Origin of the sequence: Serpens gallinarum, assembly GCF_014836765.1 — a bacterium.
Taxonomy (GTDB): domain Bacteria; phylum Pseudomonadota; class Gammaproteobacteria; order Pseudomonadales; family Pseudomonadaceae; genus Serpens; species Serpens gallinarum.
Map to the genome: position 1 here is coordinate 17,660 of NZ_JACSQG010000009.1, position 19,653 is coordinate 37,312.

Here is a 19,653-nt window from a genome sequence, read left to right on the forward strand (position 1 = left end):
TGCCTCCACTCCGGTGCGACGGGGCGCGACCGGCATTGGCTGGGTGAGGAGCTTTTTTGACCGTCCGCCACTCTGTTCTGCTTAATGCGCCAGCCGCTGTTGCCCAGCCTAAACGGACGAAGATGGCCAGTTCCTCATCGCTCAGGCAATGCTTCGCTTCTCTTTGTGTAGATGCAGCCAGCATTCACCCAGCGCCAGCAGAAGAAAGCTGGCGTCTGGCACGCCAGGGCTGCTGACCTACCAGCCATCCCTGCAACCCAGCCTATCGACTCTCCAGCGTCGCAATCCGATTGATGCCGATGATTTGGTTGCTCCAGATCATTTCGTAATGTCCGGTCTGAATGATCGAGGTAACGGGTCGGGGCGTCATCAATGCCCAGCAAATGTTGCCGGGGGAGCGGACCGAGTTGTAGCGCAAGCCCGGGCAGCCGGTTCGTTTCAATTCATGCCCCCATTGGCGCGAATGGCTGTAATCCTCGGGCGCGTAGATGGGGTCGGTCAGCGGCACTGCCGTGGCGTCTTTCATGCCGGTATCGTTGAAGCGGCACGTGAGCCCGCGAAAGGTAAAGCGTTCGTAGCTGAGCCCTGGCACGTTCGACCAGTAGCGCGCCTGGTGGTAGCGCACTTCGGCGATCGCGGTGCCCATGCTGTCGGCCAGGTAGAGCACGCCAAAACTGCCATCGCTAAAACGCGAGCCCTCAGGGTTCACATGGGTGAAGGGCGCCGTGGCATAGGCGCAGCCGGTAATACCGAAAGGAATCTCATCGCGGGCCACCAGCTCCAGCCGGCCGATTTCGTTCTGCAGGCGAGGATTGGTCAGGGACTGGAGCTGGAAGAGCGCCTCGAAGTCCTTTGCGTCGGCCACATCATCGAACAGGGCGATGGGGGGAAACTTGGAGTTGACCAACCGGTAGGCCCGGAGGTTCTCGCCGCTGGAAATGGCCAGGCTGCCAAGCCTTACCACTGGGCGCCCCGCAGCGCGTCGATGCGCCGAAAGGTCTCGTACAGGGAGATCATGTCGCCCTGGGCCATGATGTCCAGCGGCGTGCGGCCATTGAAGAACGCGTTGTGGTTCTCCATCGCGGGGAAGCCGTAAACATTTTCGGGGTTGTCGAAAATCAGGCGAAGCGCGGCGTGGATGTTCAGCACCATGCTGATGCGTTGCAATTGATCGGCGTCCAGCGCCACGGACCAGGCCGGGTCCTGTTGCCGGGCGCGGGTGTATGTGCTGCGTGAGATGCGCAGGATGCGGCAGGCCTGTTCGGACGAAGCCTGCCACTTGTCGAGGATATTCAGCGCCGCCCGCAGACCTGCTACGCATTGCTCCCGTGAAAAGTCTCGGGCTGGAGCAGCGGTTGCCAGGGTTCCCATAGCAAAAGCTCCTTTGCTTGATTCTGTAGACTCAATAATAGCTGTGTTGCGTCTATAGATCAAAGTGGGTTGGAGTAAATGCACCTGTCGACAGCTGAAATCGATAACAGGTTAGGCTGTCACAGCTGTCATGAACGTCCACTGGCTAACGTTTTATAGTCCGAGCCGTTAGCGTTCAACGGAGGCACACATGAACCAGTTCACCGGGGGCTGCCTGTGCGGCAATGTTCGACTTGTGGCGTCGGGACGCCCTTACCGGGTTGGCCTTTGTCACTGCCTCGACTGCCGCAAGCACCATGGCGCGCTGTTCAACGCGTGCGCGGTATTTCCTCAGGATGCGGTGACGGTCGAGGGCGAAACGCGCGATTACGGCGGACGGTTTTTCTGTCCCCGCTGCGGCTCGTCCGTGTTCGCCCGCACCGCAGACGAAATCGAAGTGCAACTAGGTGCTTTGGATGCCCCTGACCAACTGACGCCCACCTACGAATGCTGGACCCTCCGCCGCGAGTCCTGGTTACCGGCGTTTCCGCTCACCAGACGTTACGAGCGTGATCGTGATGACGCGAGTAGGTTTGAGGGGTAAGGCGCCGGACGCAGCTTAAAAACGTTGCATGGTGTTGAGCGCAGCGATACCCATTGTCGTAGTTGGCATTGATAGGTATCGGCGCAATGCCACGAGGTAAATCGTCACCCTCTGTGCGCCTCAACCCATCCTACGGCTGAGCGGTGTACCGGAGGGAGATGCGTTCGGGCCACGCCGGGGCGGCTGTTCAGCCTTTCCTTCCCAGCGTCTCAAGCATGTGCGCGGCCAGCGCCTCCTGTCCGCGCTCCCGCAGGTTTTCCGCCGCGCCGCGTGCATCCCGTGCTTCCCTGTTCTGGCTGATTTTCGACTTGCCGGTGAGGCGGGTAATTTCGATCTCGATGCCGACGATGGCGGCGAGCATCTGGTCGATGTAGTCGCGGCTGGAATCGGACATTTTCCACGGCTTGAGAGGTTCGGCCTGGGCTTCGTGGGTGCGGGTCAGGCGCCCGACGACGCCGCGGACGAATTTCTCATCGTCGCGAATGCGCAGGCGGCCATGGGCGTGGACGACACGGTAGTTCCAGGTGGGCACCTGGCGGTGGAATTCGTGTTTGCTCGGGTACCAGTTGGGCGAGACATAGGCCTGTTCCGCACGGAAGATGACCATTACTTCGCTGCCGTCGGCGATGTCCTGCCACAGCCGGTTGGCGCGGGCGACGTGGGCGAGGAGTGTGCCCTGCGGGCCCTGCGCCGAGGCCAGCTCGAAGGGCAGGTGATTGGCATCCAGGCCCTCGGGACCGAGGACAACCAGCGCGCCGAGGGGGTAGTCCCGAATCAGTTGGTGCAGCGCTTCCGTGCGGTTTTCTGCGAAGTGGGCGGGGACGTACATGACGGCAGGCTCGTGATGGCAGGAATGCCATCGAGTGTGCCACTGGCGGGTGACTTACAGGAACCGGGTGCCGCAAAAAAGAGCGCTTCCACTGGCCTGCCATGGGCAGGCCAGTGGCGCGAATTTTACAGTTTGAAGCGGCGAATCTGCGCTTGCAGCGTGGCGCCCAGACGCGCCAGCTCATGGCTGGCGGCAGCGGTCTGTTCGCTGGCGGTGGCGGTCTGGTCGGAAATGTCGCGCACGCGCACGACGCCGTGGCTGATTTCGTTGGCCACGCTGGCTTGCTGCTCGGCTGCGGTGGCGATCTGCTGGTTCATGGCCTGCATGTTGGACACCATCTGGGCAATGGTAGCCAACGAGGTACCGGTGTTCTGACCCAATTCTACGGTGCGATCAGTCAATTCGCGGCTGCTTTGCATGGTCTGTACGGCCGCCTGGGTACCGGCCTGCAAGCCAGCAATCAGGCTTTCGATTTCCTGGGTGGACTGTTGGGTGCGCTGGGCCAGGCCACGCACTTCGTCCGCAACCACGGCGAAACCGCGTCCGGCTTCGCCGGCGCGGGCGGCCTCGATGGCGGCGTTCAGGGCCAGCAGGTTGGTCTGTTCGGCAACGTTCTTGATCACATCCAGCACGCTGCCAATCTTCTCGCTTTCCTGCTGCAGGTGGTTCATCGCCGCCATGGAGCGACCGACCTGTTCGGCCAAAGTGTGGATTTGCGTCAGGGTTTGCTCAGCAAGCCGGTTGACTGCAAGTGCCTCTCGGTCTGCGTTGTCGGCGGCATGCGATGCCTGTTCGGCATTGCTGGCCACGTCCTGCACGGTGGCGGTCATTTCCTGCATGCCCTGGCTGGCCTGAGCGGTCTCCGCCATCTGGCGCTTGGCGCCTTCACTGGTTTGCAGGGTAACGGCGGACAGCTCTTCGGCGGCGCTGGCAATCTGATTTGTGCTGTTGCCGATGTTGCCAATCAGCTCACGCAGGCTGTCGCGCATCGCGGAGACGTGCTGTTCCAGTGCGCCGAATTCGTCGCCACGCTGGCTCACGGGGTGCATGCTGAGGTCGCCGTCGGCGATCCGGTCGGTAGTCTCCAAAGCCAGTTGCAGGGGCTGGACGATCTGGCCGGTAATGATGCGTGCCACCAATAGGCCCAGCAATATCGCGCCCAGGGCGGTAAACAGAATGGTCAGTTTGGCGAAGCGGGTCTCATCCAGGCGCTGTTCAAGCAATGCTTCGTACAAGGTGCGACCGGTGGTGAACAGGTTGTCTTTCGCGACGCGCAGGTCCTCCATGGCTTTGTCTTCGTGGGTAAAGGCGGCGGCACTGCCCTGGTAGGCAGTCTGGTAGGCGCGCAGCGCGTCACGGGCAGTAACCAGGAGAGGTTCCTGATGGTTGAAGTACGCCGAGCGGTTGTCGAGTCGAGTCAGTACGGACTGCATCGTGGCCAGACCTTGCCTCTGCAGGTCGTGGTTATCTCGCTGGAGCTCATAACGCATCAACGTTTGACGGCCCAGCAACATGTCGCTCTGCATGCTCATCAGTTCGCGGGTGAGTTCAAGGGTGAGCTCAAGCGGGAAGGGGTTGTTGTCGATGAGGTTGCGGTCCAGTTTGTCGAACGCCCCCAGCACCTGGCCGCCGGATAGGGCCTGTTGTGAGGTGTGCTGGATGCGGGATTGCAGCGCTTCGTCCAATTGTGTGAACGCTGCGCCGTACTGCTCGCCCAGTGCCAACAGGCGGTTGGCGACATCAATATGCTCGGGGACATCGAGATGCTTGCGCATTTCCAGTTGTTCAGCCTGCAGGCGTTGCAGTTGGTTCTGCGCAGCCTTGCGATCCGTCTCCTTGATGCTCTGCCGATAGGTCTGGACGGTGAAAACCAGTTCCTGGGTGAGTCGCTCGAGAATCGCGATTTGGCCAAATTGATCGGCACTCTTGGAGAGCCTGTCCAGCGACAGCCAGGCCGTAATGGCAATCAGGGTGGTGAGGGCCAACACAAGGGCGAAGCCGATGGTCAGCTTGCCGGTGACCTTGATATGGGTGAAGAACGCAAATGCGCGACCGTCATTCATGTGTGCGGATGCTCGAAGCAGGTGAATAAAAGGTGCAATTCCATTGCGGTGGAGTTGTTGTTGGCTGCCGCAGCATTCCGAATGGAGATCGCTTGATGTGAAGTAAATGATAGCATTTTGATGTCAATGTTCTTTCTTGGCTTCTGAGCAAAACCAAATAAAAACAGTTATTTAGCGCAATATCATGATTATTTAGACGATGTTTCAATCTGGACTTGGTGGTTCACATTGAGTGAGGAGCTCCCGGTTCTGTTTTGGCGAGCTTTGGGGAGGCGGGGTGCGAAGAACTACCGGAATACAGGAGGCCGCCCCGCGATCCTCTCCAGGAGCGTAGGGCAGCATTCAGACAGCCTCAGCTCCGATGCACGGACTGCCCGGCGGCGAAGGTTTCGCGCACGGCGCGGTCGTCGCCCAGGATCATCAGGGCGAAGAGCTTTTCCCGCAGCGTGGTCGCTTGGCTGAGTCGCTGACGGATCAAGGGGGTGGCCTGGTAATCGAGCACCACGAAGTCGGCGTCCTTGCCCGGTTGCAGATTGCCGATCTTGTCGTCCAGATAGAGCGCACGGGCGCCGCCGAGGGTGGCGAGGTATAGCGCCTTGAACGGATCGAGCTTCTGCCCCTGCAATTGGAGCACCTTGTAGGCCTCGTTGAGGGTCTGCAACTGCGAAAAGCTGGTGCCACCACCGACATCGGTGCCCAGACCGACGCGCACGCCGTGGCGTTCCGCCTGGTCCAGATCGAACAGGCCGCTGCCAAGGAACAGGTTTGAGGTGGGACAGAAGGCCACCGCCGAGCCGGTTTCCCCCAGGCGCTGACATTCTTCGTCGCACAAATGAACGCCGTGGGCGAATACCGCGCGCGGGCCGATCAGGCCGTGATGATCGTAGACATCCAGGTAGCCGCTGCGCTCGGGGAACAGCTCCTTGACCCAGGCGATTTCCTGCTGGTTTTCCGAAAGGTGGGTGTGCAGGTACAGGTCCGGGTATTCCTTGAGCAACTGGCCGGCGCGGTTCAATTGCTCGGGCGTGCTGGTCGGTGCGAAACGCGGGGTGACGGCGTAGTGCAGGCGGCCCTTACCGTGCCAGCGCTCGATCAGCGCCTTGCTGTCGGCATAGCCGGAGTCGGCGGTGTCGGTCAGGTACTCCGGGGCGTTGCGATCCATCAGTACCTTGCCGGCGATCATGCGCACGTTGAGCTTCTGGGCCTCCTCAAAGAAGGCATCCACCGATTGCGGGTGCACAGTGCCGAAGACCAGCGCAGTGGTGGTGCCGTTGCGCAGTAGCTCTTGAAGGAACAACTGGGCCTGTTCACGAGCGTGCTGCGGGTCGGCGAACTTGGCCTCGTTGGGGAAGGTGTAGGTTTCCAGCCAGTCGAGCAGTTGCGCGCCGTAGGAGCCGATTACGCCCATTTGCGGGAGGTGGATGTGGGTGTCGATAAAGCCGGGCGTGATCAATGCATTGGGGAATTCACGCACTTCGACAGTGGCGGCCAGGGTGGGCAGCAGGGTGGCAGCATCGCCCAGCTGGACGATTTTGCCGTCCTCGACCACCAGCACGCCGTCCTCAAGGTATTCATAGGAAGCCTCCGTGCCAACCTCGCGCGGGTCGGCAAGGCAATGAAGCAGGGCGGCGCGAAAGGCAGTGCGTTGGGTCATGGGGTTCTCAGAAGTCTATTGGTTACGTACGGGCCCCATGTAGGGTGGACAACCGTTTTTAGTTGTCCACCAAAACGGCGCCTGTGGTGGATGTAAAAAACGACATCCACCCTACAACAGTTGTATGGGCTTATCCCCGGCGCGAAGCCGGTAGCAGCATAGGCACCGACTTCTCGCCGTGCTGACGTTGTTCACCGAAGCGGGCGTTGTAGGTGGCGATCACCTCGCCGGCTATGGACACGGCGATTTCCATCGGCAGTTTACCCTTTACCTGGGCCAAACCCATGGGGCAGCGTATGCGCTGGATGACCTCGGCTGGCACGCCGCGTTCTTGCAGGCGGTGTGCGAAACGGGCGCGCTTGCTCTTCGAGCCGATCAGCCCGAACCAGGCGAAGTCGTTGCGCGTAAGGATGGCGGCGGCCAGTTGCAGATCCAAGAGGTGATTATGGGTCATGACGATGAAGTAACTGCCGGCGGGCATCTCCTGCACTTCATCGATGACGTCCTCGGTGAGTACCTTGTCCACCCCGGCGGGAATCTGCGCGGGAAATTCCTGTTCCCGCGAGTCGATCCAGCGTACCCGGCACGGCAGGCTGGCCAGCAGCGGCACCAGCGCGCGGCCGACATGCCCGGCACCGAACACGGCAATGTATGCCTGCGGCTGGCCCATGGGCTCGAACAGCAACACAGTGACGCCGCCGCAGCACTGGCCAAGGCTGGCGCCGAGGGTGAAGCGTTCCAGGCGCGGTTCGCGGCTGCGGCTTTCCAGCATCTCGCGGGCGATCTGCAGGGCCTTGTATTCCAGATGGCCGCCGCCGATGGTGTCGTAGCTGCGCTCGGCGGTGACCACCAATTTCGCGCCGGCATTGCGCGGTGTCGAGCCACGCTCCTCGATGAGGGTCACCAGCACGCAAGGCGTTCCCTGTTGCTGCAGCTCGGCCAGAGCCTCGATCCAGGCGGTGTTGCTCATGGCTGGGTTCCTAGTCGTACGGATAGCCGCCCCGTGGAAAACCGCGCAGCGTTTTCCTGCGGAGAATTCGTGTTGTAGCCAAGGTGGACAAGCAGAGCGTTGTCCACCCTACTCATGAGCTGCAAGCCGCATGTAACCATCAGGGGGACTCCGTCATGTTGGGCTCCTCGCTTCGCTCTTGAAGCTTGGAGCTTGCCGCTCTCATCTGCTCCACGCCCCACAGCACCCGCTCCGGGGTCGCCGGCGCGTCGATGTGCGGCTGCACGCGGTAGTCGGCAAGACTCGCCACCGCGTCCTTGAGCGCACACCACACCGAAATGGCGAGCATGAACGGCGGTTCGCCGACAGCCTTGGAGTGAAACACGGTGTCTTCCGAGTTCTTGCGGTTCTCTACCAGCGTCACGCGCAGGTCCGCCGGCACATCCGTCACCGCCGGGATCTTGTAGCTCGCCGGCCCTGAGGTCAGCAGCTTGCCGGTGTCGCTCCACACCAATTCTTCCGTCGTCAGCCAGCCCATGCCCTGCACGAAACCGCCTTCCACCTGACCCATATCGATGGCCGGGTTCAGCGACGCGCCGACGTCGTGGAGGATGTCGGCGCGCAGCAGTTTGTATTCGCCGGTCAGGGTGTCCACCAGCACTTCGGAACAGGCCGCGCCGAAGGCGTAGTAATAAAACGGCCGGCCCTTGGCCTGGGAGCGGTCGTAGTAGATCTTCGGCGTGCGGTAGAAACCGGTGGCCGACAACGACACCTGGCCGAAATAGGCCTGTTGGATCAGATCCTCGAAAGCCAGGAACTGGTCGCGAATGCGCACCTGGCCGTTCTTGAATTCGACGTCTTCCTCGCTCACCTGCCAGTGGCGGGCAGCGAAGTCCACCAGCCGCTGCTTGATGGCCAGCGCGGCATTCTGCGCGGCCTTGCCGTTCAGATCGGCGCCGCTGCTGGCGGCGGTCGGCGAAGTGTTGGGCACCTTGTCGGTGTTGGTGGCGGTGATCTGGATCTGGCCAATGTCCACCTGGAACACCTCGGCGACCACCTGGGCGACCTTGGTGTTCAGGCCCTGACCCATCTCGGTGCCGCCGTGGTTCAGGTGAATGCTGCCGTCTTTGTAAATGTGGATCAGCGCGCCCGCCTGATTGAGAAAGCTGGCGGTGAAACTAATGCCGAACTTCACCGGCGTCAGCGCCAGGCCTTTCTTCAGCACCGGGCTTTTGGCGTTGTAGGCGCGGATCGCGGCGCGGCGCGTGGCGTACTCACTGCTGGCTTCCAGCTTGGCGGTCATCTCGGCCAGCAGGTTGTGCTCGACGGTCTGGTAGTAGTGGGTGACGTTGCGCGACTCCGTGCCGTAGTAGTTGCGCTTGCGCACCGCCAGCGGGTCCTTGCCCAGCGTGCGGGCGATGTGATCCATGATCTCCTCAATGGCGACCATGCCCTGCGGGCCACCGAAGCCTCGAAAGGCGGTGTTGGAGGCCAGGTTGGTCTTGCAGCGATGGCCGTTCACCACGGCGTCGCCCAGGTAGTAGGCGTTGTCGGCATGGAACATGGCGCGGTCGACGATGGAATTGGACAGGTCCGGCGAATAGCCGCAATTGCCGGCGAGGTCGATCTTGATGCCGTGCAGCAGGCCATCGTCGTCGAAGCCGACGTCGTATTCGACGTAGAACGGGTGGCGCTTGCCGGTGATCTGCATGTCTTCCAGGCGCGGCAGGCGCATCTTGGTCGGCCGCCCGGTCAGGTGCGCGATCACCGCGCACAGGCACGCCGGACCGGCGGCCTGGGTTTCCTTGCCGCCAAAGCCGCCACCCATGCGGCGCGTGTCGATGACGATCTTGTTCATCGACACGCCGAGCACTTCGGCGACCAGCTTTTGCACTTCGGTGGGGTTCTGCGTGGAGCTATGGACGAGCATGCCGCCGTCTTCGCTCGGCATCACCGAGGCTGCCTGGGTTTCCAGGTAGAAGTGTTCTTGTCCGCCGATGTGCAGCGTGCCGTGCAGACGGTGCGGCGCCGTGGCCAGTGCGGCGTCGGCGTCGCCACGTTGATGGGTATGGCTGTCCAGCACGAAGTGGTGGTTGCGCAGCGCCTCGACCACGTCGAGCACCGGTTCCAGATCCTGGTACTCGACGATGGCCGCCTGCGCCGCCTGGCGGGCGTGTTCCAGGCTGTCGGCGGCCACCGCCAGCACCGGTTGGCCGATATATTCCACCAGGCCGTCGGCCAGCAGCGGATCGCCCGGGGCGATGGCGCCGATGTCCAGCTGGCCAGGTACGTCCTGGGCGGTGATGACGAGGGCCACGCCGGCAATTGCGTAGCAGGGCGTGGTGTCGATGCGCCGGATGCGCGCGTGGGCGCGCTCGCTGATGCGCGCGTAGACGTGCAGCTGGTTGGGGAACTCCAGGCGGTCATCGACATACAGCGCTTCGCCCGTCACGTGCTTGGCCGCGCTGTCGTGGGGCACGCTGCGGCCAACGCCGGTGTGCAGATCCTGCTTGAACAGGGCGGCGAGCTGTTCCTGGGTCTTGACGGTCGCGTGATCAGACATAAGCGGTCACCCGGGTGGCGGTTTTCGGTGCGTTCAGCTCCAGAAAGCATTTGCGCAGCAGGTTCTGCGCGACCAGCAGGCGGTACGCGCGACTGGCGCGAAAGTCGCTCAGCGGGGTGAAGTCCGTGGCCAGCGCGGCGCAAGCGCGCTCCAGCGTGGCGAGATTCCACACTTCGTCCTGCAACACCGCTTCGCAAGCCGCGGCGCGCTTGGGAATCGCCGCCATGCCGCCGTAGGCAATGCGCGCCGACTGCACGACACCGTCCTCAATCGACAGGTTGAACGCTGCGCACACCGCGGAAATGTCGTCGTCCAGACGTTTCGACACCTTGTAGGCGCGAAACTGCTGGTTGGGGCGTGCGCGCGGAACCAGGATCGTTTCGATGAATTCGCCCGGCTGGCGCGCGGTCACCTTGTAGTCGATGAAGTACTTCTCCAGCGCCAGGGTGCGCCGGGTCTCGCCCTTGCGCAGCACCAGTTGGGCGCCGAGGGCAATCAGCAGGGGCGGGGCGTCGCCAATGGGCGAGGCGTTGCCGATATTGCCGCCCAGGGTGGCCTGGTTGCGGATCTGCAGCGAGGCGAAGCGTTGCAGCAGGGTGCCGAAGTCCGGGTATTCCTGGGCAAGAACGTCATGGCAGTCGGTGAGCGAGGCCGCCGCGCCAATCCGGATGTACTCGTCATCCAGCGTGATCCGTTTCATTTCGGCGATGTGCCCGACGTAAATCATCACCGGCAGCTCGCGGTGAAACTGGGTGATTTCCAGCGCCAGGTCAGTGCCGCCAGCCAGCAGGCGTGCCTCGGGATTGGCCGCATAGACTGTCGCCAGCGCGTCGCTGGTAAGCGGTGACAGGCAGCGTTTCTGCCCGTCATCCAGCTCGGCGGTTTCAAGCGGGGCGATGGCTTGCAGGTGTTTCACTGTCTCGGCTTCGGCTATGTCGAACTGGTCCAGCTGCGGATGGCTGCAGGCCTGTTCAGCGGCGGCCAGGATCGGTCGGTAGCCGGTGCAGCGGCACAGATTACCCGCCAGGGCTTCGTGGGTGGCGGCGGGGTCGGCGCCAGTGGCGGCGCTGTTCTTCTGCAGGGCGAACAGGCTCATGACGAAACCGGGGGTGCAGTAGCCACACTGCGAACCATGGCAATCGACCATGGCCTGCTGGACGCTGTGCAACTGCCCTTGGTTCTTGAGGTCTTCGACAGTGATCAGTTGTTTGCCGTGCAGGGCAGAAAAAAAGGTCAGGCAGGCGTTCAGCGTGCGGTAGCGCAGGCGTGTGCCGTCCAGTTCGCCGACCACTACCGTGCAGGCGCCGCAATCGCCCGAGGCGCAGCCTTCCTTGGTGCCGGTCTTGTGCAGGTGTTCGCGCAGGTACTGCAGCACCGTGGTGTTGGGGTCGAGCGTCTGCTCGCTGCGCATCTCGCGGTTGAGAAGAAACTGAATCAAGGCAACGCCTCCGGGTGATTTCGTGCAGCAGGGTGAGTGGCGAGCGAGGCTACCTGGTGGCTTGCCTCCAGCCCGCACCTGCTCCTGGCTGAACGGCCTGTGGTTCAGAACAAGTCTGGTCCACTTGAGCGGAGCCTGCCGCGCGCATCGATAGGCGTGGCCGTGGCGATGCGCTGCGCGATCGCGCCGTTATCGACGACGTCCTGCCCTTGCCAAGCAAATGGCTCCAGGCTGGTGCGCAGGCAGGGTTGGTTGCCATGTGCTGGTGCGCATAAATACCGGCCATGGCCTGAGCTGCGCGGGCCTGCCCGTGGCTATTTGTGCCGGCTTTCCAGGCGGGCTGCGGCTCGCGCCTGTCCTGTGTATGGCCTCAGCCGAAATGGCATGCAACCTGCACTACTCAGAAAGCCTGCCCATGGCGGCAGGCCGACTACAGAATTATCCAGGCGCCGCGCCAGTCGCGCGGGGCAGGGGATACCGGGCAACGGCGCCCGGAACATGATCCCCACGATTACCAGGCAACGGCGCCTGAAGCTGCTCGGACAGCTTCAGGCGTTTTTTTTTTGATTTTTTTGCCGGCAACCACCGGCAGCGACGTTGAGCGAGGTAAGAGATGAACGCCATTGTCACCCCAGCCACGCGTGAAAAGCGGATCATCATCGGCAACGGAATGGTCGGCCATCACTGCATTGAGCAGCTGATCGCCCTTGGCACGCTGGCCCACACGGAACTCCATGTGTTCGGCGAAGAGCGCCAGCGCGCCTATGATCGCGTTCACCTGTCCGAATACTTCGGCGGTCGCGATGCTGAATCGCTCGCCATGGGGGAGGCGGACTTCTACGCGCAGAACGGCGTACACATGCACCTCGGCACCCCGGTGCTGGAGATCGACCGCGAGCGCAAGGAAGTCGTCACCCCTGACAGTCGCTACGCCTACGACCAGTTGATTCTGGCCACCGGCTCATACCCCTTCGTGCCGCCGATCCCGGGTGCAGAGGGCAACGCCCGGCTGGTCTATCGAACCCTGGATGACCTCGACGCCATTCGGGCTGCGGCCAGTAACGCCCGCCGTGGTGTGGTGGTGGGCGGTGGTCTGCTCGGTCTGGAAGCCGCCAATGCACTCAAGTCCCTGGGCCTGGAGGCCCATGTGGTGGAGTTCGCCCCGCGTCTGATGCCGGTGCAACTGGATGCCGAGGGTGGCGCCGCGCTGCGTGCCCGCATCGAAGCGCTGGGCGTGGGCGTGCACCTGTCACGCGCCACTCGGGAGATTGTCGCCGGCGAGGACTACGCCTACCGGATGGCGTTCGAGGACGGCGAGTACCTGGAAACCGATCTGATCGTCTTTTCTGCCGGCATCCGGCCGCAGGACGCTCTGGCTCGCAGTGCCGGACTGGAGATCGCCCCGCGCGGCGGTGTGGTGGTCGATAACGATTGTCGCACGTCGGATCCGGCCATTTTCGCCATCGGCGAATGCGCCAGCTGGAACGGCAGCGTATTCGGTCTGGTGGCTCCGGGCTACAGCATGGCGCGCACGGTCGCTGCGCAATGGGCCGGTGTCGCCCACGAGGCCTTCACCGGCGCCGACATGTCCACCAAGCTCAAGCTGCTCGGGGTGGACGTCGGCTCCATCGGCGACGCCCATGGCGCCACACCAGGCACTAAGAGCTATCGCTTTATCGACGAGGCTTCCGCCAGCTACCGGCGTTTGGTGGTGTCCGCCGACGGCAAGCATGTGCTCGGCGCGGTGCTGGTCGGCGACAACAGCTACTACGACACCTTGCTGCAGTACGCGCAGAATGGCATTGCCTTGCCACAGAACCCGTCCAGCCTGATCCTGCCGCTGTCTGATGGCGCGCCGGCGCTGGGGGTCGATGCGCTGCCGGACGCCGCAACCATCTGCTCCTGCCATAACGTCAGCAAGGGCGCGGTCTGTTGCCAGGTGGACGCCGGCCTGACCGAGCTGGGCGATCTCAAGGCCGCCACCAAAGCCGGCACCGGGTGCGGCGGTTGCAGCGCGCTGCTCAAGCAGGTCTTCGAGCATGAACTGAGCGCCCGTGGCGTCGCGGTGGACAAGAGCTTGTGCGAACACTTCGTCCACACCCGCCAGGAGCTCTACGCGATCGTGCGGGTCGAGGGCATCCTCAGCTTCGAGGAACTGCTGGCCAAGCATGGGCGCGGCCATACCGGCTGCGACCTGTGCAAGCCGGCTGTGGGCTCGATCCTCGCGTCCTGCTGGAACCAGCCGATCACGGATCCGTCGCTGGTGCCGCTGCAGGACACCAACGACACCTTCATGGCCAACATGCAGAAGAACGGCACCTACTCGGTGGTGCCGCGCATCGCCGGTGGGGAAATCACTCCCGACAAGCTGATCGCCCTGGGTGCGGTGGCAAAGAAATACGACCTTTACACCAAGATCACCGGCGGCCAGCGCATCGACCTGTTCGGCGCCCAGCTGCATCAGTTGCCGGACATTTGGGGCGAGCTGATCGCGGCGGGTTTTGAAACCGGGCATGCCTATGGCAAGTCGCTGCGCACGGTGAAGTCCTGCGTCGGCAGCACCTGGTGCCGCTACGGCGTGCAGGACAGCGTCGGCATGGCCCTGCTCCTGGAGAACCGCTACAAGGGCCTGCGCGCGCCGCACAAGTTTAAGTTCGGCGTTTCCGGCTGCACCCGAGAATGCGCCGAAGCGCAGAGCAAGGACATCGGCGTGATCGCCACCGAGAAGGGCTGGAACCTCTATGTGGCAGGCAACGGTGGCATGCGCCCGCGCCACGCCGAGCTGTTTGCCACTGACCTCGATGACGCCACGCTGATCCGCACCATTGACCGCTTCCTGATGTTCTACATCCGCACGGCGGACAAGCTGCAGCGCACCTCGGTGTGGCGCGAAAGCCTGGACGGCGGCCTGGACTATCTCAAGGACGTGATCATCCACGACAGCCTGGGGCTCGGCGCCGAACTGGATGCGCAGATGCAACTGGTGATCGATCGCTACGAATGCGAATGGGCCAACGCCCTCAAAGACCCGGAAAAGCTCAAGCGCTTCCGCACCTTCGTCAATGATCGGCGCGCCGATCCGGACATTCACTTTGTCAGAGAACGCGGCCAGCGCAGGCCGGTGCGCGCCTCTGAACTTCACCTGATCCCCGTTGCCCAGGAGGTGCTCTGATGAGCCTCAATGCCATGTGTCTCGACTCGCAAACCGTCAGCCCATCCGCTTCCTGGCGTGCCCTGTGCGGCCGCCGCGATCTGGTTGCTAACTCGGGCGTGGTCGCCTGGCTGGATGGCATCCAGGTGGCGCTGTTCTACCTGCCGGAGAACACGGCGGGCGACAGGCTCTACGCCATTGAGAACCGCGACCCGAAGTCCGGAGCCAATGTTATCGGCCGCGGCATCGTCGGCTGCCTCAAGGGCGATCTGGTCATCGCCTCGCCGCTGTACAAGCAGCATTTTCGCCTGCAAGACGGCACCTGCCTGGAATACCCCGAGCAGCGCCTGCGTGTCTGGCCGGCACGTTTGAATGACGATGCCGTGGAAATCGGCGTCGCGTGAGCCCCGCATTGTTTTAACCCTGTTTTTGACTGCATACGAGAGACCGCCATGTCCTACATAGTCCCTTCGGAGTTCGCCACCAAGATGGTGGACGCCGGCGAATCGAAGATTTTCATGTCTACCCGCGACACCCTGATCCGCGCGTTTATGGCCGGTGCGATCCTCTCCCTGGCCGCGGTATTCGCGGTGACGATCACCGTGCAGACTGGTTCGGCGTTGGCCGGAGCGATGCTGTTTCCCGTCGGCTTCGTGATGCTCTACCTGATGGGCTTCGACCTGCTCACCGGGGTGTTCGTGCTGACGCCCCTGGCGCTGCTCGACCGTCGCCCCGGCGTTACGGTCAACGGCGTGCTGCGTAACTGGGGGCTGGTGTTCCTGGGTAACTTCGCCGGCGCATTGACCGTGGCCTTCATGATGGTCTTTGTCTTCACCTACGGCTTCTCCATCGAGCCCGGCGAGGTGGCGCACCGGCTGTCGCACATCGGCGAATCACGCACCCTGGGGTATGCCGAGCACGGCCTGGCCGGCTGGATGACTATTTTCCTGCGCGGCGTGCTGTGCAACTGGATGGTCTCGATGGGCGTGGTCGGCGCGATGATCTCCACCACCGTGGGCGGCAAGGCCATCGCCATGTGGATGCCGATCATGCTGTTCTTCTACATGGGCTTCGAGCACTCGGTGGTGAACATGTTTCTGTTCCCGGCCGGACTGATGATCGGCGGTGATTTCTCGGTAATGGATTACCTGCTGTGGAACGAAATCCCCACTGCGCTGGGCAACCTGGTGGGTGGCCTGGCCTTCACCGGCCTGACGCTGTACGCCACCCACGTGCGTACCGCTGCCAAACGTTCTTTCTGATCAGGACGTAACGCACAGGCTCCGGACTGCCGGAGCCTGTGCGTTTGAAGCCAGAATCCCATGCCCAGCCAACTTGCCATTTCCCTCGGCCAGCACACCGACAAGGGTCGCAAACCCGTCAACCAGGATTTCCACGGTGCCTGCCTGCCCGCCGAGCCGCAGCGCTCCACCAAGGGTATAGCCATCGCCCTGGCCGACGGTATCAGTAGCAGCGCGGTCAGCCAGATCGCCAGTGAAACCAGCGTCAAAGGGTTCCTCGCCGACTATTTCTGCACCTCGGAAGCCTGGTCGGTAAAGACCTCGGCGCAGCGTGTGCTGGTGGCGATCAATTCCTGGCTGCATGCCCAGACCCGGCAGAGCCAGTACCGCTACGACCGTGATCGCGGTTACGTGTGTACCTTGAGCGTGCTGCTGCTCAAATCCACCACGGCCCACCTGTTCCATATTGGCGATGCGCGCATTTACCGCCTGCGCGACGGTGCGTTGGAACAGCTGACCCGCGATCACCGTGTCTGGGTCTCACAAGACACCCATTATCTGGGCCGCGCCATGGGCATCAACTCGCATCTGGAGATCGACTACCAGACGCTGCCCCTGGAAAGGGGCGATCTGTACTTTCTTGCCACCGACGGCGTCTATGAGCACGTCTGCGCGCCGTTCGTGGCGCAGGTGATCGATGCGCACGCGGATGATCTGGACACGGCGGCGCGCTTGATCGTCGAGGAGGCCTTCGCGCAAGGCAGCGATGACAACCTGACCGTGCAGTTGGTGCGGATCGACGACCTGCCCGATCAGGGGGCCGACGAAGTCCAGCAGCGGCTCGGCGAGCTGGCATTGCCGCCGCTGCTGGATGCCCGGATGCAGTTCGACGGCTATCGAATCGTCCGTGAATTGCATGCCAGCAGCCGCAGCCATGTTCATCTCGCAGTGGACGAGGCCAGTGGCAACCGGGTGGTGTTGAAGACGCCTTCGCTCGACCTGCGGGGCGATGCGGCTTATCTGGAGCGTTTTCTCACCGAGGAATGGATCGCGCGGCGCATCGACAATCCCCATGTCCTCAAGTCCTGTCTGCCGGCGCGCAAGCGCCACTACCTGTACACCGTCAGCGAGTTCATCGACGGCCAGACCCTGGCGCAATGGATGATCGACCACCCGCGTCCCGACCTGGAAACCGTGCGCGGCATCGTCGAGCAGATCGCCCGTGGCCTGCGTGCGTTCCATCGCCTGGAAATGCTGCACCAGGACCTGCGCCCGCAGAACCTGATGATCGACGCCACCGGCACGGTAAAAATCATCGATTTCGGTGCCACCCGCGTAGCGGGCTTGGCCGAATTGGGCGGGGTGCGGCAACAGGACGATGTGCTCGGCACCGCGGCCTATGCCGCGCCGGAATATTTTCTCGGCGAACCTGGCAGTTGCCGCTCGGATCTGTTTTCCCTCGGCGTGATCACCTACCAGATGCTCAGTGGCAGGCTGCCCTACGGCGCCCAGGTGGCCAAAAGCCGAACGCGGGCGGCGCAACTCAGCCTCAGCTATCAATCGGTGCGCGACAGTACGCGGGAAGTGCCGGCCTGGATCGATGATGTTCTCAAGAAAGCCACGCATCCAGACCCCGCCAAACGCTATGGCGAACTGTCGGAATTCCTGTTCGAGCTGCGCCAGCCCAATCAGGCCTTCCTCAACAAAAGTCGTGCGCCGCTGCTGGAGCGCGATCCGGTGTTTTTCTGGAAGGGTGTGTCGTTGATCCTGGCGCTGACCGTCGTCGTGTTGATGCTCCGCTGAGTCAGTGGCGCACTCTGTGGCGATGGGCGTGTGCCTGATAAGCTGCATCCCCACCTGTGCAATGTGACGTATCGAGCCATGCCCCCACTCGCCATCGCCGACGAGACAGCCGCTCCTCGTGCCGCCCTGGTCCGTCTGCTTGCGGATCTCGTCCATGAGGATGGCGTGCACCCGACCGCCATTGACGCCTTGCACCTGATTCGCTGCGCAACACCGGGCGAACTTGTGCGCGGGCTGCATAAGCCGGCGCTGTGCATCATCGTGCAGGGCCGCAAGGAGGTTTGGCTGGGCGAGGAATGCTACGCCTACGACGCCCTGCATTATCTGGTGGTTTCGGTCACCGTGCCGGTGGCGGGCCAGGTTGTGGAGGCTTCGCCACAAGCACCCTATCTGTGCATTCGTCTGGACATCGATCCGGTGCTGATCGCGCCATTGATTGCCGAGATGGGGCCGCCGGACCCGAAGCGTGAAGGGGTGACGCGGGGGTTGTACCTGGATCGTGTCGACGCAGCGTTGCTGGACGCGACGTTGCGGCTGGTCCGCCTATTGACCAGCCCGCAGGATATTGCGGTGCTCGCGCCACTGGTGCAGCGGGAAATATTCTATCGCTTGTTGTGCGGAGGGCAGGGGCGCCATCTGCATGAGATCACGGTGCGCGACAGCCAAGGCCACCGTGTCACGCGGGCCATCGAATGGCTGAACCGCAACTATGTCGAGCCGCTGCGTATCGAGGAGCTGGCGCAGCGGGTCAACCTGAGCAGTTCGACCCTGCACCACCGCTTCAAGGCGCTGACGGCCATGAGCCCGCTGCGCTACCAGAAGCAGCTGCGCCTGCAGGAGGCGCGCAGGTTGCTGATCGGCGAGGGACTCGACGTGTCCAGTGCGGCGTACCGGGTCGGTTACGAAAGCCCCTCGCAGTTCAGCCGTGAGTACAGCCGACTGTTCGGCGCCTCGCCGATCAAAGACCTGGCCCGACTGCGCAGCACAGGCTGAGCCTCGCAGCCCCGGCTAGGGCCTGGGCATATGGCGCAGCCCCTGCACCGCAAAATGCCCGCCCACCCATGCCGAGAAAAGCCCGGTACGGTTCAGGCTAGGCGGGCAGCTCAGTAAACACTGGCGGTCGGGCGGACGATCAGTTCGCTGACATCCACATCGGCTGGCTGGTCGATAGCGTAGGCAATGGCGCGGGCAATAGCGTCGGCGGGGATGGCGATGCGGCGGTAATCGCGCATGGCCTCACGGGCACCGTCATCGGAAATGCTCTCTGCCAGCTCCGATTCGGTGACCCCGGGGGCGATCAGCGTCACGCGGATGTCGCCATCGACCTCTTGACGCAGCCCTTCAGAAATCGCCCGCACCGCGTACTTGGTGGCGCAGTAGACCGCGGCGGTAGGGCTCACCGCATAGGCGCCGATGGAGGCGATGTTGATGAACTGGCCCGAACGCTGGCGCTGCATCAGCGGCAGCCCGGCAGCAATGCCGTGCAATACGCCACGAATATTGACGTCGATCATCCGGTTCCACTCGTCCACCTTCAGCGCGTCGAGCGGTGACAGCGGCATGACCCCGGCGTTATTGATGATGACGTCCACCCTGCCGAACTGCTGCTCAGAGAAATCGATGAAGGCCTGGGCGTCTTCAAGGCGGGTGACATCCAATGAGAGAACGCGCACCTCGCCGCCTTCATCCTCGATACGTCGGGCCAGGGCTTCGAGGCGTTCCAGGCGTCGAGCACCCAGCACGACCTTGGCGCCCTGGCGGGCCAGCAGCAGAGCTGTGGCCTCGCCAATGCCGCTGCTGGCGCCCGTGATGGCGACCACCTTCTGTTCAATGTTCGGCATGTGTGTTCTCCATTGTTCATTGTTCTGGCACCAATGTGTGCCGTGGAACACATGCTAGAGAGATGGCCTGGCCAGGCGTTAGATCGATCCTGCCGTGCTCTTGCCTGATTCTGGCGACGTAACAGCCTTGTCAGGCACCGCTGCGTTTTCTGTAGGGAGGGACGGGG

Annotated in this window: 15 protein-coding genes; 6 read left to right on the forward strand and 9 right to left on the reverse strand. The window is 62.9% G+C overall.

The genetic code is table 11. The annotated features are described in order from the left end of the window. Positions 1 to 262: 262 nt before the first annotated feature. The gene (locus tag H9642_RS14655) at positions 263 to 964 is read right to left on the reverse strand and encodes an RES family NAD+ phosphorylase (protein WP_251837203.1); all 702 of its coding nucleotides are present in this window, start codon (positions 962 to 964) and stop codon (positions 263 to 265) included. Continuing rightward, on the reverse strand, positions 958 to 1,371 hold the full coding sequence (locus H9642_RS14660) for an antitoxin Xre-like helix-turn-helix domain-containing protein (RefSeq protein WP_251837204.1): 414 nt from the start codon (positions 1,369 to 1,371) through the stop codon (positions 958 to 960). Before H9642_RS14660 ends, H9642_RS14655 begins: the two co-directional genes overlap by 7 nt. A 190-nt stretch (positions 1,372 to 1,561) precedes the next feature. Between H9642_RS14660 and H9642_RS14665 the strand changes: the two genes are divergently transcribed. Next, positions 1,562 to 1,954: a GFA family protein gene (locus tag H9642_RS14665; protein ID WP_251837205.1), complete on the forward strand. Its 393-nt coding sequence runs from the start codon at positions 1,562 to 1,564 to the stop codon at positions 1,952 to 1,954. A gap of 187 nt (positions 1,955 to 2,141) precedes the next feature. Here the strand turns inward: H9642_RS14665 and H9642_RS14670 are convergent, their stop codons facing one another. The 6 genes from H9642_RS14670 to xdhA form a co-directional block, all read right to left on the reverse strand. Then, positions 2,142 to 2,783, reverse strand: a complete 642-nt coding sequence (locus H9642_RS14670; RefSeq protein ID WP_251837206.1) for an FMN-binding negative transcriptional regulator — start codon at positions 2,781 to 2,783, stop codon at positions 2,142 to 2,144. A 125-nt stretch (positions 2,784 to 2,908) separates the two neighbouring features. Then, positions 2,909 to 4,846 carry a methyl-accepting chemotaxis protein gene (locus tag H9642_RS14675; RefSeq protein ID WP_251837207.1) on the reverse strand — a complete coding sequence of 646 codons (1,938 nt, stop codon included), beginning with the start codon at positions 4,844 to 4,846 and terminating at the stop codon, positions 2,909 to 2,911. A gap of 352 nt (positions 4,847 to 5,198) precedes the next feature. Further along, a complete protein-coding gene (gene guaD, locus H9642_RS14680) occupies positions 5,199 to 6,500 on the reverse strand; it encodes a guanine deaminase (RefSeq protein ID WP_251837208.1) in 1,302 nt (433 codons plus the stop codon). 130 nt (positions 6,501 to 6,630) lie between these two features. Further along, entirely contained in the window at positions 6,631 to 7,470 is an 840-nt protein-coding gene (gene xdhC / locus H9642_RS14685) for a xanthine dehydrogenase accessory protein XdhC (RefSeq protein ID WP_251837209.1), read from the reverse strand. 139 nt (positions 7,471 to 7,609) lie between these two features. Then, positions 7,610 to 10,012: a xanthine dehydrogenase molybdopterin binding subunit gene (gene xdhB, locus H9642_RS14690; RefSeq protein WP_251837210.1), complete on the reverse strand. Its 2,403-nt coding sequence runs from the start codon at positions 10,010 to 10,012 to the stop codon at positions 7,610 to 7,612. Beyond that, positions 10,005 to 11,450, reverse strand: coding sequence for a xanthine dehydrogenase small subunit (gene xdhA, locus H9642_RS14695; RefSeq protein WP_251837211.1), 1,446 nt, complete (start codon positions 11,448 to 11,450; stop codon positions 10,005 to 10,007). Before xdhA ends, xdhB begins: the two co-directional genes overlap by 8 nt. Before the next feature lie 613 nt (positions 11,451 to 12,063). On the opposite strand from xdhA, the gene nirB reads away from it, so the two are divergent. The 5 genes from nirB (at position 12,064) to H9642_RS14720 (ending at position 18,638) form a co-directional block, all read left to right on the forward strand. Continuing rightward, the gene (gene nirB / locus H9642_RS14700; protein ID WP_251837212.1) at positions 12,064 to 14,622 is read left to right on the forward strand and encodes a nitrite reductase large subunit NirB; all 2,559 of its coding nucleotides are present in this window, start codon (positions 12,064 to 12,066) and stop codon (positions 14,620 to 14,622) included. Next, the gene (gene nirD / locus H9642_RS14705; protein WP_251837213.1) at positions 14,622 to 15,005 is read left to right on the forward strand and encodes a nitrite reductase small subunit NirD; all 384 of its coding nucleotides are present in this window, start codon (positions 14,622 to 14,624) and stop codon (positions 15,003 to 15,005) included. Before nirB ends, nirD begins: the two co-directional genes overlap by 1 nt. A gap of 48 nt (positions 15,006 to 15,053) precedes the next feature. After that, positions 15,054 to 15,863 (forward strand): formate/nitrite transporter family protein, encoded by an 810-nt coding sequence (locus H9642_RS14710; protein ID WP_251837214.1) that lies wholly within the window; start codon positions 15,054 to 15,056, stop codon positions 15,861 to 15,863. A 60-nt stretch (positions 15,864 to 15,923) separates the two neighbouring features. Beyond that, a complete protein-coding gene (locus H9642_RS14715; protein ID WP_251837215.1) occupies positions 15,924 to 17,645 on the forward strand; it encodes a bifunctional protein-serine/threonine kinase/phosphatase in 1,722 nt (573 codons plus the stop codon). A gap of 78 nt (positions 17,646 to 17,723) precedes the next feature. After that, positions 17,724 to 18,638: an AraC family transcriptional regulator gene (locus tag H9642_RS14720; protein WP_251837216.1), complete on the forward strand. Its 915-nt coding sequence runs from the start codon at positions 17,724 to 17,726 to the stop codon at positions 18,636 to 18,638. Between the two features lie 110 nt (positions 18,639 to 18,748). Here the strand turns inward: H9642_RS14720 and H9642_RS14725 are convergent, their stop codons facing one another. Further along, positions 18,749 to 19,486: an SDR family oxidoreductase gene (locus H9642_RS14725; protein WP_251837217.1), complete on the reverse strand. Its 738-nt coding sequence runs from the start codon at positions 19,484 to 19,486 to the stop codon at positions 18,749 to 18,751. Between the last annotated feature and the right edge of the window lie 167 nt (positions 19,487 to 19,653).

Bases quoted from the DNA above. Each gene is read 5' to 3' on its own strand.
- H9642_RS14660 (WP_251837204.1), bottom strand. From the start codon at position 1,371: ATGGGAACCCTGGCAACCGCTGCTCCAGCCCGAGACTTTTCACGGGAG.
- H9642_RS14665 (WP_251837205.1), top strand. From the start codon at position 1,562: ATGAACCAGTTCACCGGGGGCTGCCTGTGCGGCAATGTTCGACTTGTG.
- H9642_RS14670 (WP_251837206.1), bottom strand. From the start codon at position 2,783: ATGTACGTCCCCGCCCACTTCGCAGAAAACCGCACGGAAGCGCTGCAC.
- H9642_RS14675 (WP_251837207.1), bottom strand. From the start codon at position 4,846: ATGAATGACGGTCGCGCATTTGCGTTCTTCACCCATATCAAGGTCACC.
- guaD (WP_251837208.1), bottom strand. From the start codon at position 6,500: ATGACCCAACGCACTGCCTTTCGCGCCGCCCTGCTTCATTGCCTTGCC.
- xdhC (WP_251837209.1), bottom strand. From the start codon at position 7,470: ATGAGCAACACCGCCTGGATCGAGGCTCTGGCCGAGCTGCAGCAACAG.
- xdhB (WP_251837210.1), bottom strand. From the start codon at position 10,012: ATGTCTGATCACGCGACCGTCAAGACCCAGGAACAGCTCGCCGCCCTG.
- nirB (WP_251837212.1), top strand. From the start codon at position 12,064: ATGAACGCCATTGTCACCCCAGCCACGCGTGAAAAGCGGATCATCATC.
- nirD (WP_251837213.1), top strand. From the start codon at position 14,622: ATGAGCCTCAATGCCATGTGTCTCGACTCGCAAACCGTCAGCCCATCC.
- H9642_RS14710 (WP_251837214.1), top strand. From the start codon at position 15,054: ATGTCCTACATAGTCCCTTCGGAGTTCGCCACCAAGATGGTGGACGCC.
- H9642_RS14715 (WP_251837215.1), top strand. From the start codon at position 15,924: ATGCCCAGCCAACTTGCCATTTCCCTCGGCCAGCACACCGACAAGGGT.
- H9642_RS14720 (WP_251837216.1), top strand. From the start codon at position 17,724: ATGCCCCCACTCGCCATCGCCGACGAGACAGCCGCTCCTCGTGCCGCC.
- H9642_RS14725 (WP_251837217.1), bottom strand. From the start codon at position 19,486: ATGCCGAACATTGAACAGAAGGTGGTCGCCATCACGGGCGCCAGCAGC.